At 43.8% G+C, this 16240-nt stretch carries 15 protein-coding genes; 2 read left to right on the forward strand and 13 right to left on the reverse strand.

The annotated features are described in order from the left end of the window. Nucleotides 1–60: 60 nt before the first annotated feature. The 5 genes from EKC99_RS01375 to glcT form a co-directional block, all read right to left on the reverse strand. Complete coding sequence (locus EKC99_RS01375) at nt 61–2040, reverse strand: methyl-accepting chemotaxis protein (RefSeq protein WP_075039399.1); 1980 nt, start codon at nt 2038–2040, stop codon at nt 61–63. A gap of 141 nt (nt 2041–2181) precedes the next feature. Next, nucleotides 2182–3897, reverse strand: coding sequence for a phosphoenolpyruvate--protein phosphotransferase (gene ptsP, locus EKC99_RS01380; protein WP_163150097.1), 1716 nt, complete (start codon nt 3895–3897; stop codon nt 2182–2184). After that, nucleotides 3898–4170: a phosphocarrier protein HPr gene (locus EKC99_RS01385; protein WP_019418009.1), complete on the reverse strand. Its 273-nt coding sequence runs from the start codon at nt 4168–4170 to the stop codon at nt 3898–3900. 83 nt (nt 4171–4253) lie between these two features. Further along, a complete protein-coding gene (gene ptsG / locus EKC99_RS01390; protein WP_163150100.1) occupies nt 4254–6266 on the reverse strand; it encodes a glucose-specific PTS transporter subunit IIBC in 2013 nt (670 codons plus the stop codon). Between the two features lie 243 nt (nt 6267–6509). Next, complete coding sequence (gene glcT, locus EKC99_RS01395) at nt 6510–7355, reverse strand: glucose PTS transporter transcription antiterminator GlcT (RefSeq protein ID WP_163150102.1); 846 nt, start codon at nt 7353–7355, stop codon at nt 6510–6512. Nucleotides 7356–7548: 193 nt separating this feature from the next. On the opposite strand from glcT, the gene EKC99_RS01400 reads away from it, so the two are divergent. Continuing rightward, nucleotides 7549–8352 (forward strand): Cof-type HAD-IIB family hydrolase, encoded by an 804-nt coding sequence (locus EKC99_RS01400; protein WP_009361103.1) that lies wholly within the window; start codon nt 7549–7551, stop codon nt 8350–8352. Nucleotides 8353–8370: 18 nt separating this feature from the next. On the opposite strand, the gene EKC99_RS01405 is transcribed toward EKC99_RS01400, so the two are convergent. Continuing rightward, a complete protein-coding gene (locus EKC99_RS01405; RefSeq protein ID WP_163150105.1) occupies nt 8371–9399 on the reverse strand; it encodes a C40 family peptidase in 1029 nt (342 codons plus the stop codon). Between the two features lie 175 nt (nt 9400–9574). Here EKC99_RS01405 and EKC99_RS01410 point away from each other — a divergent pair, with 175 nt between their 5' ends. Beyond that, complete coding sequence (locus EKC99_RS01410; protein WP_163150108.1) at nt 9575–10339, forward strand: alpha/beta fold hydrolase; 765 nt, start codon at nt 9575–9577, stop codon at nt 10337–10339. A gap of 168 nt (nt 10340–10507) precedes the next feature. Here EKC99_RS01410 and mnhG read toward each other — a convergent pair whose 3' ends face one another. The 7 genes from mnhG to EKC99_RS01445 are packed head-to-tail and all read right to left on the reverse strand — an operon-like array spanning nt 10508 to nt 16194. Continuing rightward, complete coding sequence (gene mnhG, locus EKC99_RS01415) at nt 10508–10849, reverse strand: monovalent cation/H(+) antiporter subunit G (protein ID WP_033383505.1); 342 nt, start codon at nt 10847–10849, stop codon at nt 10508–10510. Continuing rightward, nucleotides 10839–11114 (reverse strand): Na(+)/H(+) antiporter subunit F1, encoded by a 276-nt coding sequence (locus EKC99_RS01420; RefSeq protein ID WP_009361107.1) that lies wholly within the window; start codon nt 11112–11114, stop codon nt 10839–10841. The genes mnhG and EKC99_RS01420 overlap by 11 nt, the downstream gene beginning before the upstream one ends. Further along, a complete protein-coding gene (locus EKC99_RS01425) occupies nt 11111–11587 on the reverse strand; it encodes a Na+/H+ antiporter subunit E (protein ID WP_009361108.1) in 477 nt (158 codons plus the stop codon). Before EKC99_RS01425 ends, EKC99_RS01420 begins: the two co-directional genes overlap by 4 nt. A 6-nt stretch (nt 11588–11593) precedes the next feature. Continuing rightward, entirely contained in the window at nt 11594–13066 is a 1473-nt protein-coding gene (locus EKC99_RS01430) for a Na+/H+ antiporter subunit D (protein ID WP_009361109.1), read from the reverse strand. Beyond that, nucleotides 13059–13391 (reverse strand): Na(+)/H(+) antiporter subunit C, encoded by a 333-nt coding sequence (locus EKC99_RS01435; protein ID WP_009361110.1) that lies wholly within the window; start codon nt 13389–13391, stop codon nt 13059–13061. The genes EKC99_RS01430 and EKC99_RS01435 overlap by 8 nt, the downstream gene beginning before the upstream one ends. Then, complete coding sequence (locus EKC99_RS01440; protein ID WP_009361111.1) at nt 13391–13813, reverse strand: Na(+)/H(+) antiporter subunit B; 423 nt, start codon at nt 13811–13813, stop codon at nt 13391–13393. Before EKC99_RS01440 ends, EKC99_RS01435 begins: the two co-directional genes overlap by 1 nt. Next, nucleotides 13810–16194, reverse strand: a complete 2385-nt coding sequence (locus tag EKC99_RS01445; RefSeq protein WP_205597782.1) for a Na+/H+ antiporter subunit A — start codon at nt 16192–16194, stop codon at nt 13810–13812. The genes EKC99_RS01440 and EKC99_RS01445 overlap by 4 nt, the downstream gene beginning before the upstream one ends. Nucleotides 16195–16240: the final 46 nt, after the last annotated feature.

Here is a 16240-nt window from a genome sequence, read left to right on the forward strand (position 1 = left end):
AAAAATCAAGGAAAAAAATTGTTACTGAAATGTAAAAAAAGCTAGGCATTATACCTAGCTTTATACACGAAAGCGATGAATCAATTGCTGCAACGTGCGGCTCATGTCGTTTAACCGCTCTGCTGCTTCTGTGACAGTGCTTAACGCTTTTAACTGTTCTTCCGATGATGCGGACACTTCTTCTGCCGATGCAGCCGATTGTTCTGAAATTGCTGCTAAGTTTTGTAACGCTGCAACAATTTGTTCTTTATTTTCATTGACGTCATGAATTTGTGTAAAAATATGTTCGATCGCTGACGTTAACTGTTCCATCATTGTTGCAATATGCATGAACGACTCGGCCGTTTCGTTGACCGCTTGTTGTTGCTGGTCGTTCATTTGTTTCGTATGGTCAACCGCTTCGGTCGCAAGAGAAGCTTGTTGTTGAATCGACGTAATCGTTTGACGAATTTGTTCTGTCGCTTGTGCCGATTGCTCCGCGAGTTTCCGCACTTCTTCTGCGACGACCGCAAATCCTTTTCCGTGCTCACCTGCGCGCGCCGCTTCGATCGAAGCGTTTAACGCTAAAAGGTTCGTTTGAGCAGAAATGTCTGTAATCGTTTGAATGATGGCGCCAATTTGTTTCATTTTTTCCCCTAAATCAGCGATCACTGTTTCAACAGAGCGCAATTCATTTTGCGATTCCGCTGATTTCGCTTGAAGTACATTTAACTTTTCAATGCCCATATAACTTGCGTCTTTCGTTTCGTCGGAAAGCTGCTTCACCCGTTCTGCCGATTGCGTCACCGCACCCATTTTTTCAGATAAGTCGTTCATACGGTCGTTCATCGCATCTAAATTGCTCGCCTGCTCTGATACGCCTTTTGCAATATCGGTCACCGCCGTCGTCACTTGTTCGCTCGTCGCCATCGTTTCTTCAGACACCGCGCTTAAATGATCGGCCGCAGCGCCAAGTTCCGTAACGGAACGATCCACTTCGCCAATAAGCGAACGCATATGAGATACCATGTCGTTAAAGTGGCTCGTGAGCTGGGCAATTTCGTCGTTTCCTTTCGGCTCAACGCGCACCGTTAAATCGCCGGTCGCCACTTGTTGCACACGCTCATTGAGCTGAATAATTGGTTTGACGATCGAACGCGATACGGCATAAATAAGAAGCGAAGCAACCATTGTCGCGATGACAACAATCGTCCATGATGTTTTTCCGATTGTTGTTAACGTCGCTAATAAATCTTTTTCTTTATATACGACACCGACTTTCCAGTTCAACTTTGGAATCGTCGCAAAATATAGCAATCGTTTTTCGCCATCTTGCTCGTATTCATAAGCTCCTTGTTCTTTTGCAAACATCGTTTTTACAACCGGATGGTCAGACATATCTTTTCCTTTAAACTGTGGATGAACGATCGCCAATTTATTTTGGTCAAACAAGACAGGATAGCCGTTGTAGCCGACGCGGAACTGTTCGACCGTCTCTGCAAGTGTATTCAATGAAACGTCCAAGCCGATCACGCCGATCACTTGACCGTTTTCAACGATCGCTTTAGCGATCGTGACGATGTAGTCGTTCGTTACCGCATCGACGTATGACTCAGTCCAAATAACTTTATCAGGCGTTGCTACGGCCGCTTTATACCACGGACGCGTCGTCGGGTCAAAATCTGGCGGCAAATCGACAGCTGGCGTCGTATACATCTTGCCGTTTGCCGTACCGATGTAAGCTAATTGTACTTTTTTATGAATGTTTAAAAACGCCGCGAATTGTTGGTCGATATCTTGCCAAAGTTGTGCATCTTCCGTTTTTGTAAACGTCTTAAAACCTTTCGTTTCACTAAATTGTTTTAGCGCATCTTCTTGGCTAGCGAAGCTATGTTCAATATCGTCAACAAGCCCTGTCACAAGCTCCTCAGCGCGCACTTTTGCATCTTTTTTCATAACAGACGCCATTTGTACATAATTGACCGTCTGTGAAGCGATAAGTGCAACAATTAATAATAAAGCCATTAAGCCCGTTAATTTCATCGTTAATGACCGAAACAATGTAGACCCCCCTTAGTTATGTCGAATGTTGTCGAAAAATTAATAAAGTTGTAGTTTCATTATAAAAGGTTTACGATATGATGTCTATGACCGTTTTGTACTGATTTTTTTCCACAAAAAAAGAACCGGGGCGTCCGGTTCTTATTGTTGGAACGTTTCTTTCACGAAACGAACGACTTCTTCTGCTGTCGCAAGCGATAAAATATGATTTTTCACTTGTTCAGCTTCTTGTTTAGACAGTTTCTTTAATTGTGAGCGAACGCGTAAAATGGATGTCGCACTCATGCTAAATTCATCTAAACCAAACGCTAATAAAATTGGCACAGCAAGTTGCTCTCCTGCCATTTCCCCACACATGCCAACCCATTTTCCTTCTTTATGCGCCGCTTCAATGACGTTATAAATGAGGCGCAAAATCGCTGGGTTGTACGGTTGGTATAAATATGAGACGCGCTCGTTCATTCGGTCAGACGCCATCGTATATTGAATTAAGTCGTTTGTACCGATGCTGAAGAAATCGACTTCTTTTGCGAATTGATCGGCCAATACAGCAGCTGCTGGGATTTCGACCATCATGCCGACTTCAATCTCATCCGACACCGGAACCCCTTCCGCAACGAGCTTTTCTTTTTCTTCTAAAAGAATCGCTTTCGCTTGACGGAATTCGTCTAACGTCGCAATCATCGGGAACATCACTTTTAAGTTGCCGTATACGCTTGCGCGCAACAACGCGCGAAGTTGCGTACGGAACATTTGTTGCATATCTAAGCAAAGACGGATCGCACGGAAACCTAAAAACGGGTTCATTTCTTTTGGAAGGTCTAAGTATGGTAATTCTTTGTCGCCGCCAATATCGAGCGTACGAACGACAACAGGTTTTCCTTCCATTTTTTCCAATACTGTTTTATATGCTTCAAACTGTTCTTCTTCTGTCGGCAACTCGTGACGTCCCATGTATAAAAATTCTGTACGATATAGTCCGATGCCTTCTGCTCCGTTCGCAAGCACACCTTCGACGTCGTTTGGCGTGCCGATGTTCGCCGCAAGCTCGACATGGTGACCGTCTTTCGTCATCGTTTGCTCGTGAACGAGCTTCGCCCATTCTGCTTTTTGTGCAGCAAATGCGGCACGTTTTTGTTCATATTGGGCAATGATTTCTTCTGTCGGATTGACGATCACTTCACCGTCAAGTCCGTCAATAATGACGATGTCGCCGTTTTGAATCGTCGCTGTCGCTTCTTTCGTGCCGACGACGGCTGGAATTTCCATTGAGCGTGCCATAATCGCCGAGTGAGATGTACGACCGCCGATGTCAGTTGTAAAACCTTTCACATATTTTCGGTTTAATTGTGCCGTATCGGACGGTGTTAAGTCTTCAGCGATAATGACGACTTCTTCTGTAATCATGCTTGGATTTGAAATCGTGACTCCTAACAAATGAGCAAGCACGCGTTTCGTTACATCGCGAATGTCTGCGGCACGCTCTTTCATATATTCGTTATCCATCGCTTCAAACATCGCAATAAACATCGATGCGACGTCATGAAGAGCAAATTCTGCATTGACGCGTTCTTGTTCAATTTTTTGTTCAACAGCTTGGACGAGTTCTGGGTCGCTTAGTACGAGTAAGTGGGCGGAGAAAATAGCCGCTTTATCTTCGCCAAGCTCTTTTAATGCGTGCGCTTGAATCACTTTTAGTTCTTCTTTTGCTTTGGCGAGCGCTTGTTGCAAGCGGCTCACTTGTTCAGCTGGGTTTTCAATCGTTTGTTTTTCAACCGTTAAATCGGGATGTTCTAAACGGTACGCTTTCGCAATGGCAATGCCATTCGATGCAGCAATCCCTTGCAATCGTTTCATTTATTGAGCTAATCCTTCTTTTGCTAACGTTTCTGTTAATGCATTCATCGCTTCTGCTGCATCGCTACCTTCAGCTGAAATCGTAATTTGCGCACCTTGTGGAATACCTAATGACATGACACCCATAATGGATTTTAAGTTTACTTTTTTGCCGTTGTACTCTAATTGAATGTCGCTATCGAATTTGCTTGCTGTTTGAACTAACATTGTTGCTGGACGGGCATGAATACCAGATTCTGCTGTTACTTGAAACGTTTTTTGCATATTGCTCATCTCCTCACTTTATATTTTGAAAACATAGAGGGCGAAAACCCTCTATGTTTTTTTACCGAAAAATGACGCATTTTGCAAGTAAATTATTTTTGAACGACGACAACGTCTTCGCCTTTTGTTACTGTTCCTTGTTTCGCGATGTACACCGTTTCTCCTGCTTGTAAGTTCGTGAAAATAATTGGCGTAACAACAGAAGGGGCGTGTTGTTTCACATATGCAAGGTCAACTTTTAAAATTGGTTGTCCTTTTTTCACTTCTGCTCCTTCTGATACGAGCGCTTCAAATCCTTGACCGTTTAATTTCACTGTATCAATACCGAAGTGGATGAGCACTTCACGACCTGTTTTTGATTGAATGCCGATCGCATGTTTTGTCGGGAACACGTTCACAATCGTTCCGTCTACTGGCGATACGACTGTTCCATCTGTCGGCTCAACCGCAAAACCGTCACCCATCATTTTTGTTGAAAACACTTGATCTGGCACTTCAGAAAGTGGAACGACTTTTCCTGTTAACGGCGATGCGACTTGTTCTGTTTCTCCTGTTGCTTGCACCGCTGGTTTTGCTTTTTCTACTGCTTTTGTCGGCACGCGGCCTTCCATAATATCTTTAATTTGTGTTTTTAAAATGTCTGATTTCGGTCCGAAAATCGCTTGAATGTTGTTGCCGACTTCTAATACGCCAGCCGCACCGAGCGCTTTTAAACGATCTTTATCGACATGTTGAATGTCGTTGACAGATACACGTAAACGCGTGATGCACGCATCTAAATGTGCGATATTTTCTTTTCCGCCAAGCGCCGCTAAAATTTCGTGCGGAAGTTCGCCTGCATCTGCTGAAGCAGTTGTGTCTGTCGTTTCTTTTTCACGACCTGGTGTTGCTAAATCCCATTTACGAATCGCAAAACGGAATCCGAAGTAGTAAATGACCGCAAACACAAGACCGACCGGAATGACGAGCCACCATGCTGTACGGCCCGGCAACACACCGAATAGTAAGTAGTCGATGACACCACCTGAGAATGTCATACCGATTTTTACGTTTAAGATGTGCATAAGCATGAATGATAAACCAGCGAAAATGGTATGAATCGCAAACAATGCTGGCGCAACGAACAAGAATGAGAATTCAATTGGTTCTGTAATCCCTGTTAAAAACGATGTTAACGCGGCAGATGCCATAATCCCTGCAACGACTTTTTTGTTTTCTGGACGCGCTTCATGATAAATCGCAAGCGCCGCTGCTGGTAAACCGAACATCATGAACGGGAATTTTCCTGTCATAAACGTACCCGCCGTTAGCTCGGCACCGTCTTTAATTTGTTCGAAGAAAATGCGTTGGTCACCACGTACAATTTCGCCTGCTTTGTTCACGTATTGACCGAACTCAAACCAGAACGGTGAGTAGAAAATGTGGTGTAAACCGAACGGAATTAATGCACGCTCGATGACACCGAAAATAAATGCAGCTAACGTACGGTTCGCATCAATCATATTGTGTGAAAATGCGTTTAAGCCGTGTTGAACAGGTGGCCATAACCACGTCATCGCAATACCGAGAATTAACGCGGATGCAGCTGTCACAATCGGAACAAAACGCTTTCCTGCAAAGAAACCTAAATAAGATGGCAACTCAATGTTAAAGTATTTGTTGTACATGTACGCGGCTAAAATACCGACGATAATCCCGCCGAATACTCCTGTTTGCAACGTCGGAATACCTAATACGTTTGCAAACGATGGGTCTGTGCCGATTTGATCGGACGTTACACCTAAAATGACGCTCATTGTTACATTCATAACTAAGTAACCGATAATCGCTGCTAAACCAGCAACTCCTTCACCGCCAGCTAATCCGACGGCAACCCCAACCGCGAATAAAAGCGGCAAGTTCGCAAATACAATTCCACCAGATTGCTCCATCACTTTTGCAACCATTTCAACCCAGCCTGTTTCTAACGCCGGAATTTTTTCAATTAATGCTGGGTTTTGCAATGCGTTACCAAACGCAAGCAAAATACCTGCTGCCGGTAAAATCGCAACGGGAAGCATAAGCGCTTTACCGACTTTTTGTAACGTACCAAACGCTTTTTTCATATAAAACCCTCCTTCATCATGTTAACGTTTGCAACAAACGGCATTTTCATGTATGGAAAGTAGATGAAGTGAAACGTTAGACGTCTAACGAATGTAAGCATTTGCAAATATGAGAAAACAAAAAGGCATGAGCAAAGAACGACAGAAAAAGGGTATTATGTAACGAACGTTTCGTTACACCACTTTTTTGCCTTCTTTACTCATGCCTGATCGAATCAGTAACACGTAAAGATAAGTGCCCATTTATTCACTTTTTCCAGTTAACCGTTGCAAGTGCAACGTTAAATATACTGCTTCTGCTTCATCTACCGGAAGCTGCAACGTTTGCTGCATAATTTTTATGAGCTTCCACGACAGATTATAACATAGTGGGTACGTCTCTTTCAATATGTTTGATAATTTTTTTGGCTCTTCAATTTTTTCTCCTTTTTTCACTCGCTCAATCGCATAGCGCAAATGACGAACAAACCGTAAATAATGAATGCTTTCGCGATCAATGCGAATGTCAAGCTGTTCTTCCACGACAGAAACGAGCCGAGAAATCAATTGCGAATGTTGATTCACTTCCGACAGTTGATGATTTGTTAACGCACTATGAATGTGTAACGCGATAAAACCAATTTCTCCTTCAGGGAGTTGGATGTGCAAGCGGTCATTTAACATATTCACGACTTCGGTAGCGACGTCATATTCAAGCGGATATAAACTTTTCGTTTCCACTAAAAACGGATTTTTAATATCCATTCCTTGTTCTAATCGCTTGATTGCGAACAAAATATGGTCCGTTAATGCGACGTGAATATGTTCGTTTAACGGACTGTTCGTTCGTTTTCGGATATGATAAATGATGTCGTTCATTAAGCCGATAAATTCTTCATCGACATGTGGCAACAACTTTTTATATTGTTCTTGTTCACGCTCATTTTTTAAAATAAACCATTTTTCAACGTCTTTTTGTTCAATGACGTCTCCTTTCTTTTTACCAAAGCCAATGCCTTTCCCGATTAACACGACTTCATCGTATGTTGGATGCGAGGCAATGAGCACGTTATTGTTTAATATTTTTTCAATGCGAAACGATTGTTCCACGTCTAGTTCGCCCCTTTAAAAACGTTTACATTACTTTCAATGTTACGAAACGAACGAAGCAACGTCAATGGAAATGCGATCATTTTTGTCAAGACAGCTGTGAACGTTTTTTTACAATGAGGCATTTCAATTGCACAAATGCGTTTGTTCGATTAAACTTTTGTTCATCACGAAATGGAAAGGAGTTGCCATCATGATTCAACTCATCGTCACCGATTTAGACGGTACGTTGCTCGGTTACGACCGACGCGTCAAAAAAGAAGATCGTGAGGCGGTCGTTCGCGCCATAACAAGCGGCATCCAGTTTGCCGTCGCTTCTGGGCGAATGGATAATGAAATTTTGGAAGTGTTAAAAGAAATCGGTCATGACGCGCATCGCATTAGCCAAAACGGCGCATTTGTATACACAAGCGATCATCGTCTTCTTCATCAGCGCGCATTCGATTCAGCTCTTGCGCGTTCCATTTATGAACGGGCGCGCACTCTTGAAGCGATTGTGCTCGTATGTAACGAACAAACGAGCTTTGTCGAAACGAAAACGGAACAAATCGAACAAATGAGAGCGCGGTTATTTTTCGATATTGTTGAAAAGCGAGAGATGCTTCACGCGATTGGACGTGACATCCATCCGTCAAAAATCACGGTCATTGGGGAAGAGCATGTCGTCAACCGTTTTGAGCGCTTCGTCAATGAAACGTGGGGACCGTATGTCGATACGTTCATTTCTGAACCGCGTTGTTTAGACATTATGCCGAAACGAATTAGTAAAGGTGAAGCGCTTCAACTGTTAATGAACCATTTACACATTCAACCGGAAGAAGTCGCTTGCTTTGGCGACTCGTTTAATGATATTCCGATGTTTCGCCTCACCCCGCATAGTTTCGTCATGTCGCACGCGCATGAACAAGTGAAAAAAGAAGCCCGTTACGTCGTTTCCTCTGTACATGAGGCGATTGAAACGGTGCTTCACATAAACGAGAAGATGCCTCAAACGTAAGAGGCATCTTCCTTTCAATTAAAAAAGACGAACGGCTTTTACTGCTCGCGGCGCCCAATACGGTTTCATGTTCGCAAACGCAACGCCTGTGCTTGTCGCCGCATGCAGCAACGTTTCGCTATCGACGACAATGGATACGTGGTTAATGATTCCATCTCCATCTGTATCGAAAAACATTAAGTCGCCTTTTCGAACGCTTGCTAGTGGCACTTCCGTACCGACCATCGCTTGTTCGCGTGATGTGCGCGGCAATGTGATGCCGTTTTCGCTATATACGCGATACGTAAACGACGAGCAGTCAAATACATCTGTGCGCGTCGTCGGTGCACCGAACAAATAGGCTGCACCGATATATTTTTTCCCTGTTTCAATGATCGCATTCGCCCGTTCTTCCCATGAAAGCGGCACGTAAATCGTTTGTCCGACGTAAATGAAATCGACGCTCGTTATACTTGGATTTAACGCAAGTAAATCGTTCACTGTTGTATTGAATGTTTTCGCAATCGTAGATAACGTATCGCCCGGTTGAACGATATATCGTTTTGTTGCGCTATTTGTCGTTGTTGGCGGTGTTATCGTTGTTGGTGCTGGCGTTGGTGACGTCAATTGATTTGTCGTTGTATTTGTTGTACTTGCCGCCGGCACTTGTAATACTTGTCCAACATAAATACGATTCACGTCTGTAATCGTTGGATTCAGTTCAAGAAGACGTGTCACCGTTGTATTCCATTTTTTAGCAATGGTAGATAACGTATCGCCACTTTGAATCGTATATGTTGTTATAGTTGTTGTATTTGTTGTTGTGTTTGTTGGCGCAGTTGGTTGCACAGTTGTTTGTGCATCAGGCACTTGTAATACTTGTCCAATAAAAATCGTATCTGTCGTTAGTTGATTTAACGTTTTTAATTCAGTCACTGACGTGCGGAACGTTTGGGCAATTTTCCATAACGAATCGCCTGATTTCACCGTATATTGTGCGGCATCTACCGCTTTTTCCCCTAAAAATAACGTCGATAATACCGCTCCAGCTACAATCGTTTTTTTCATCGTCCCAAACTCCTTTTTTCTGTTTTTGAAGCGCTTCCTTGCTCATATGATAACATGAAACTAACAATCTATTAACTGTATACTTTTAAACTTTTCTTCCATTAAATTGAAATCAGAATAAAATATCGATCTTTTTTCGCATACTATTCGTATGAAAACGAAAGGAAGATGCGAAATGGCTTACACATTTGTCGAACATTCCGTTCCTTTGTACTATGAAACGATAGGAAGCGGGACACCGATCGTGTTCGTTCATCCACCCGGCATGGGAAGTGTGACGTTTCATCGCCAGCAGCGCGAACTTTCTTCTTCATTTCAAGTCGTCACATACGATTTAAGAGGAAATGGAAAAAGTGGAAAAGGAAATAAACCGATAACGATGAATATGTTAGTGAGCGATTTACATGAGCTGTTTCATCATTTACAAATCAAAGAAGCGATCGTTTGCGGTTATTCAAACGGAGGCTCGATTGCACAACATTTTGCCTTACAATATCCACATCAAGTGAAAGCGCTTATATTAATTGGCGGTTTTTCGGAAGTATGTACCCCGCTATTGTACGGTGAATTTTTGATGGGCATTTACGCAGTCAAATGGCATGGGCTATCTTTTTTAGCAAACGTGCTCGGTCGTTCCCACGGCATAACGAAAGAAGAACAACAAATGATTGCAAACTACGTTCGGTTAAGCGACCGAAAGCGTTTGTATGAAATGTACGTCACAGGTCTTCATTACCGTTCCACCGACCGATTGCACGAGCTTCGTTGTCCTCTTTTACTGATATACGGCGCTCGCGATTATTACGTTCATGCGTATGGTCGTCTATTTCAACAACATGCGCCCGACGTCCGCATCGTCTATGTCGATGGGGCACGCCATCAAATTCCAACAAAACATGATGCTGAACTCCATCTGATCATTCGTTCATATTTTTCGTAAGAAAAGCGCAAAGCGCCCGCCTATCGGCGAAGAGCGCACAAGCCCCACCGAGGAGGCTGTCGCCGCCGCAGTGTGGGGCGGAGCGACTCGAGCCGATGGCGCTTGGAGCTAGACAGCTCCCCAAATCTGAAATTTTATACTTTCTTATCTTGTAAAAAAAGCTGACGGTCATTTTCCGCCAGCTTTTTCTTTTAAATCATCGCGAACTGTTCCTTCCCACCGCTCGACGTTTGCATAATACGCTGCCCGGCTAATGAGATGCGCCGCCACAGGAGATGTCATAAAAATAAAAATGATGCCGAGCAATAAACGAGAGTTAAAGTGGTTGTTTTCAATTAAAAAATGTAAAAACGCGCCGAGTAAAATGCACATGATGCCGAGCGTCGTACTTTTACTAATCGCATGGCTGCGCGTATATACATCCGGCAAACGAATCGCGCCGATCGCAGATAAAAGGGTCAACACCGCGCCAAGTAAAATGAGCGTTGCAACAATCACATTAGCAATCATCCCCACGTTCGATGACAACCCCTTTCTCTAAAAACTTCGCAAACGCGACCGTCCCAACAAACGCTAAAATGCCAATGAGCAAAATGACATCTAAAAACGCGCTCGTATTTAACAACATCGAAACGATCGCAACCATCCCCGCAAGTGTAATGCCCATCGCATCGAGCGCAATGATGCGATCAGCCACACTTGGCCCTTTTACGACGCGATATAAAAAACCGATCATAGCGAATGACAAGATGACGAGGGCGATATTGGCAATCATTTGCTCACCTCCATAATCGTTTTTTCAAACGATTGTTTAATGCTTTCAATGGCTTCATGCACATCTGGGCTATTTAACGCATGAATATACAACGTACTTCCATCATCTGACACGTCTAAAACGAGCGTACCCGGCGTGAGCGTAATGAGCATCGCTAAAATGGTAATTTCCCACTCTTTTTTTAATTCCGTCGGCAAAGCGAAAATGGCCGGCTGAATCGTTAACGGACGTTTCATGACGACTTTCGCAACGGCGATGTTCGATAAAATGAGCTCTTTGAAAAAAATAAACAACAATTTCACAATGACGAACACCGGAACGAGATAAAAACGAGAGTGAAAAAAGCGACGCAAGATGAAAAGGATAAGCAACCCGATTATATAGCCAACGATAAACGATGCCCCGTCAAATGAAACCGTTAAAAACATCCATACGAACGCTAAACAAACGTTTAATAAAATTTGAAATGCCATCGCTTTCTACTCCTTTAACACCGCTTGAATGTACAAATCCGGTTCTGTCAATACACGAACGGCATCGACAACAAACGGGCGAACAAATTCTACGCCAACCCCGTATGCAACGGATAAAACAAGCAACACGAGCACAGGAACGATTCGTCCATCAAGCCGCTTTTGTTCAAACCCTTTTTTCTCTCCCCAAAAGCCGTTCATAAATATTTTCATGACAGAATATAACACAAGCAAACTCGACAATAAAATGACGATCGCTTCAAATAAGAGATGCGCATCGAAGCTTGCTTTTACAATAAGCAACTTACCGATAAATCCGCTAAATGGCGGAATGCCTGCAAGCGATAACGCGGCGATAAAAAATGCCCAACCGAGAAGCGGGTATGACGCCATTAATCCAGAAAACGTACGAATATCGTTCGAACGGGTAATCGAAAAGACGATGCCAACGAACAAAAAGAGCGTCGTTTTCATCACCATATCTTGCAACAAGTAAAAAATCGTTCCTTCTACACTTTCTGACGTCATCATGGAAACGCCAAAAATCATGACGCCAACAGCGGCAATAATGTTGTAAATGACGATGTAACGCATATCGTCATACGCCACCGCTCCGATTGCGCCAATCGCAATCGTACCGAGCGCAAGCCAAGCGAGCAACGTATGCGTGTAGGCAGCATCATGCGTAAATAAAAGCGTAAACGTGCGCAAGATCGCATATACCCCTACTTTTGTCAACAAGCCTCCAAATAGCGCTAGCACAGGTGTCGGCGGCGCATAATATGCACCCGGAAGCCAAAAGTAAAACGGAAAAATCGCTCCTTTTAATCCAAATACAACGAGAAACAATACGGCAATAACCGTTAAAATAGGAGAAGGACCAAGGTCATGAATGCGCTCAGCTAAATGCGCCATATTTAACGTCCCTGTCACCGCGTATAAATACGCCACCGCAACGACGAATAATGCGGACGAAATGACGTTGACAAGCGTATATTTAATCGTTTCACGCAATTGCATTTTCGTGCCGCCAAGCACAAGCAAAACGTATGAAGACATAAGCATTACTTCAAAAAAGACGAACAAGTTAAACAAATCGCCTGTCGTAAAAGATCCGTTCACACCGACGAGCAAAAATTGAAAAAACGAATAGTAATAAAATGTTTCTCGCTCTTTGCCAATGGCATAAAACGAGTACACTAAACAAGCAAGGGCGATGATGCTTGCGGTAAGTACAAGAAGCGCAGATAACGAATCAGATACGAGCGTAATGCCAAATGGTGCTGGCCAATTTCCGACGTTTAACGTTTGAATGCCGTCTGTATGGACGCGATAAAGCAACACGCTACTTGCAACGACTAAACTACTTGTCGCTACCGCTGAAACGACGCGTTGCCAAAACACGTGCTTCGGGAAAAAAATAAGAATGATTGCCGTCACAAGCGGAATGACAATCGGCAAAAGTAGAAGGTTACTCATCTCCCTTCATCCCTTCCATATGATCTGTTCCAATTTCTTGGTATGAACGATACGCCAACACTAAGAAAAATGCTGTTACCCCAAAACTGATGACAATTGCTGTTAAAATGAGCGCTTGCGGCAGCGGGTCGACGTATCGCGTTGCTTTTTCTCCTAAAAGCGGCGGGGCGCCTACTTTTAACCCGCCCATTGTCAACAACAACAAATGAGCGCCATGGCTAAGCAAGCCTGTACCGATAATGATGCGAAGCAAACTTTTGCTCAGTATTAAATATGTCGCAGCGGTAAATAAACAACCGATGACGACAATCATAAGCAGTTCCATTAGTCGCTCTCCCCTATCGTTTCAATAATAATCATCGTCACGCCAACGACGACAAAATAAACGCCTAAGTCAAATAACACTGCGGTATGAAGCGACGTATGGTCAAGCAACGGCAAATGAACGTATTGATACGCATGCGTTAAAAACGGTCGGTCGAGAAATAGGCTGCTTATTCCTGTTCCGACCGCAAACAACAATCCGATCGCCACAAGCCATTTATAATTGATCGGAACCATGTTGCGAACCGTTTCAATATCAAACGCTAAAAGCAATAAAACGAGCGCACCAGCTGTCATTAATCCGCCGATAAAACCGCCGCCCGGATAATAATGACCTGCAAAAAACAGTTGAACAGAAAACAGCACGATGATCGGCGTAACGACCGCTGTTGTCGTTCGTAAAATGACATCGTTTCGCTTCATCGTTCCTCCTCCTTCGCCAGCCGCAATTTTACCATCGCATAAATGCCTAAGGCGGCAATCGCTAACACGCATATTTCAAACAACGTATCAAAGCCGCGGAAATCGACTAAAATGACGTTGACCATATTTTTTCCAGCCGCTTTTTCATACGTATTGTCTACGTAATATTGCGAAATGGAATCAAAATGTTTTCCTGCATACGCAAAAAAGGCAATGACGCTCATCGTGACGCCAACTGCAATGGAAATGAGCGCATTTCCTACGTTAAAACCGACGCTTTCTTGCTTTTGGCTAAATTTCGGCAAATGATAAAAACAAAGCAAAAAGAGCGCAACGGAAATCGTTTCAATGACAAGTTGCGTGAGCGCTAAATCCGGAGCGCGAAATAGCACGAAAAATAACGCCACCGCATAACCGACAGCCCCTAACGAGACGATAGCTGTTAAACGCGATTTGGCCATCACCGTCGTAATCGTCGCCGCAATCATGGCTACAGCGAGCACAACTTCATATACGCGAACGTGCGCTAGGCGACTTAAATCGATGTTCCATTGCTCGCTTACACCGATCGTAAATAAAAGCAAACCAACAAGCGAGGCAAACATGTACATCAAGTACGTGCGCATCGAACCAGTCATCATGCGCGACATCACCGCACGAGCTCCTCTTTCCATCCAAACGAACGACTGATCGTACAAAACGTTTAGCGACATCCGTTCCGAAAGGCGAGCATACACCTTTTTCCATTTTGAAAACGTGCGATACAACAACAAACCGAACAATAAGACGCCAATCGTCATAAACAATTCTGGCGTAAACCCGTGCCAATGGGAAATATGGACATCAACAGCTTCATTTGGCGTAAACAGTCCGTATAATACCGCATATACGGCTGGTGCTAATATCGAGTCGGACAATACGTTTGGCACGATTCCAATAAAAATGACGAGCAATGCTAACACAATTGGTGCAACGAGCATACCCATTGGCGCTTCATGCGCTTCTTTTTTCAACAAATGCGGCTTGTACGTGCCAAAAAACGTGCGGCTCACGAAAAGCGCGCTATATACAAACGTAAATATGCTTGCGATCCATGCAACGATCGGTAAAATAGCGGCCCAACCTGCCACTTCTGTTGCACGCAACATCGCAGTAAAAAACATTTCTTTACTTAAAAAACCGTTAAACGGCGGCAGTCCCGCCATCGAAAGCGAGCCGATCAGCGCGATCGTAAACGTCATCGGCATCACCGTCATTAAACCGCCAAGGCGACGAATGTCGCGCGTTCCTGTTTCATGGTCAACGATGCCGACGACCATAAATAAACTTCCTTTAAACGTCGCATGGTTAAATAAATGAAAAATCGCAGCTAGCACCGCAACCATAAATATGTTTTCTTCCATCCAGTCGTAATGAAACGCTAGTCCCCCGACTCCTAGCAGCGACGTAATTAAACCGAGCTGGCTGACGGTTGAAAACGCTAAAATCGCTTTTAAATCCGTCTGTTTTGACGCTAAAAACGATGCCCAACATAACGTCACAAGCCCAACGAGCGCCACGGTCCAAACCCAAAAAGACGAAACCGCAAAAATCGGCGTCAAGCGTGCAATTAAATAAATTCCTGCTTTCACCATCGTGGCAGAGTGCAAATACGCACTAACAGGCGTCGGTGCTTCCATCGCATCAGGTAACCAAATATAGAACGGAAATTGCGCTGATTTCGTAAAAGCACCAAACAAAATAAGGAAAAGAGCGGGGATAAACAGCGGATGTTCCGTTAATGGTATATTGACGAGTTCACGAATGTGATACGTTCCACCTGCGATCGCAAGCGCAACAAATCCACCGAGCATAAGTAGCCCGCCAAACATGGTAATAAGCATCGATTTTTGTGCCCCGTAGCGCGACCGGTCACGCGTATACCAATAAGCGATTAACAAAAACGATGAAATAGATGTCAATTCCCAAAAGACGTATAGCGCAATGAGATGGTCTGATAAAACGACACCGAGCATAGCGCCCATAAATAAAAGTAAATATACGTAAAAATGGCCGAGCTGTTCTTTTCCTTTTTGCAAATAATAAATGGAATATAGCACAACGAGCGTACCGATTCCTGTAATCAATAATGCAAACAATAAACTTAATCCATCGACATATACGTCAAATGAAATGTGTAGCGACGGAATCCAAGGCATTGTCGCACGAATCGCTTCACCGTTGCGCACGTCTTCCATATAAGATAGGAAATAAACAAATAACGCAAGCGGAAGCGGCAAGACGAACCACCCGACGTGCAGCGAGCGGACAAATTTGTACAAAAATGGAACGAATAGCGCCAACAAAAACGGCGCGAACATCGCGATATGTAATGTCGGCAAAGCAGTCAACCCCCTTCTAACATAACAATCCTCTTTTTTATACGAA

This window comes from Anoxybacillus sp. MB8, assembly GCF_011006755.1.
Lineage (GTDB): Bacteria > Bacillota > Bacilli > Bacillales > Anoxybacillaceae > Anoxybacillus > Anoxybacillus gonensis.

Coding starts and splice junctions, on each gene's coding strand:
- ptsG (WP_163150100.1), bottom strand. CDS start 6,266: ATGAAAAAAGCGTTTGGTACGTTACAAAAAGTCGGTAAAGCGCTTATG.
- EKC99_RS01410 (WP_163150108.1), top strand. CDS start 9,575: ATGGCTTACACATTTGTCGAACATTCCGTTCCTTTGTACTATGAAACG.
- mnhG (WP_033383505.1), bottom strand. CDS start 10,849: ATGATTGCTAATGTGATTGTTGCAACGCTCATTTTACTTGGCGCGGTG.
- EKC99_RS01405 (WP_163150105.1), bottom strand. CDS start 9,399: ATGAAAAAAACGATTGTAGCTGGAGCGGTATTATCGACGTTATTTTTA.
- EKC99_RS01435 (WP_009361110.1), bottom strand. CDS start 13,391: ATGGAACTGCTTATGATTGTCGTCATCGGTTGTTTATTTACCGCTGCG.
- EKC99_RS01420 (WP_009361107.1), bottom strand. CDS start 11,114: ATGATTGCCAATATCGCCCTCGTCATCTTGTCATTCGCTATGATCGGT.
- EKC99_RS01440 (WP_009361111.1), bottom strand. CDS start 13,813: ATGAAGCGAAACGATGTCATTTTACGAACGACAACAGCGGTCGTTACG.
- EKC99_RS01385 (WP_019418009.1), bottom strand. CDS start 4,170: ATGAGCAATATGCAAAAAACGTTTCAAGTAACAGCAGAATCTGGTATT.
- EKC99_RS01430 (WP_009361109.1), bottom strand. CDS start 13,066: ATGAGTAACCTTCTACTTTTGCCGATTGTCATTCCGCTTGTGACGGCA.
- ptsP (WP_163150097.1), bottom strand. CDS start 3,897: ATGAAACGATTGCAAGGGATTGCTGCATCGAATGGCATTGCCATTGCG.
- EKC99_RS01425 (WP_009361108.1), bottom strand. CDS start 11,587: ATGGCATTTCAAATTTTATTAAACGTTTGTTTAGCGTTCGTATGGATG.
- EKC99_RS01400 (WP_009361103.1), top strand. CDS start 7,549: ATGATTCAACTCATCGTCACCGATTTAGACGGTACGTTGCTCGGTTAC.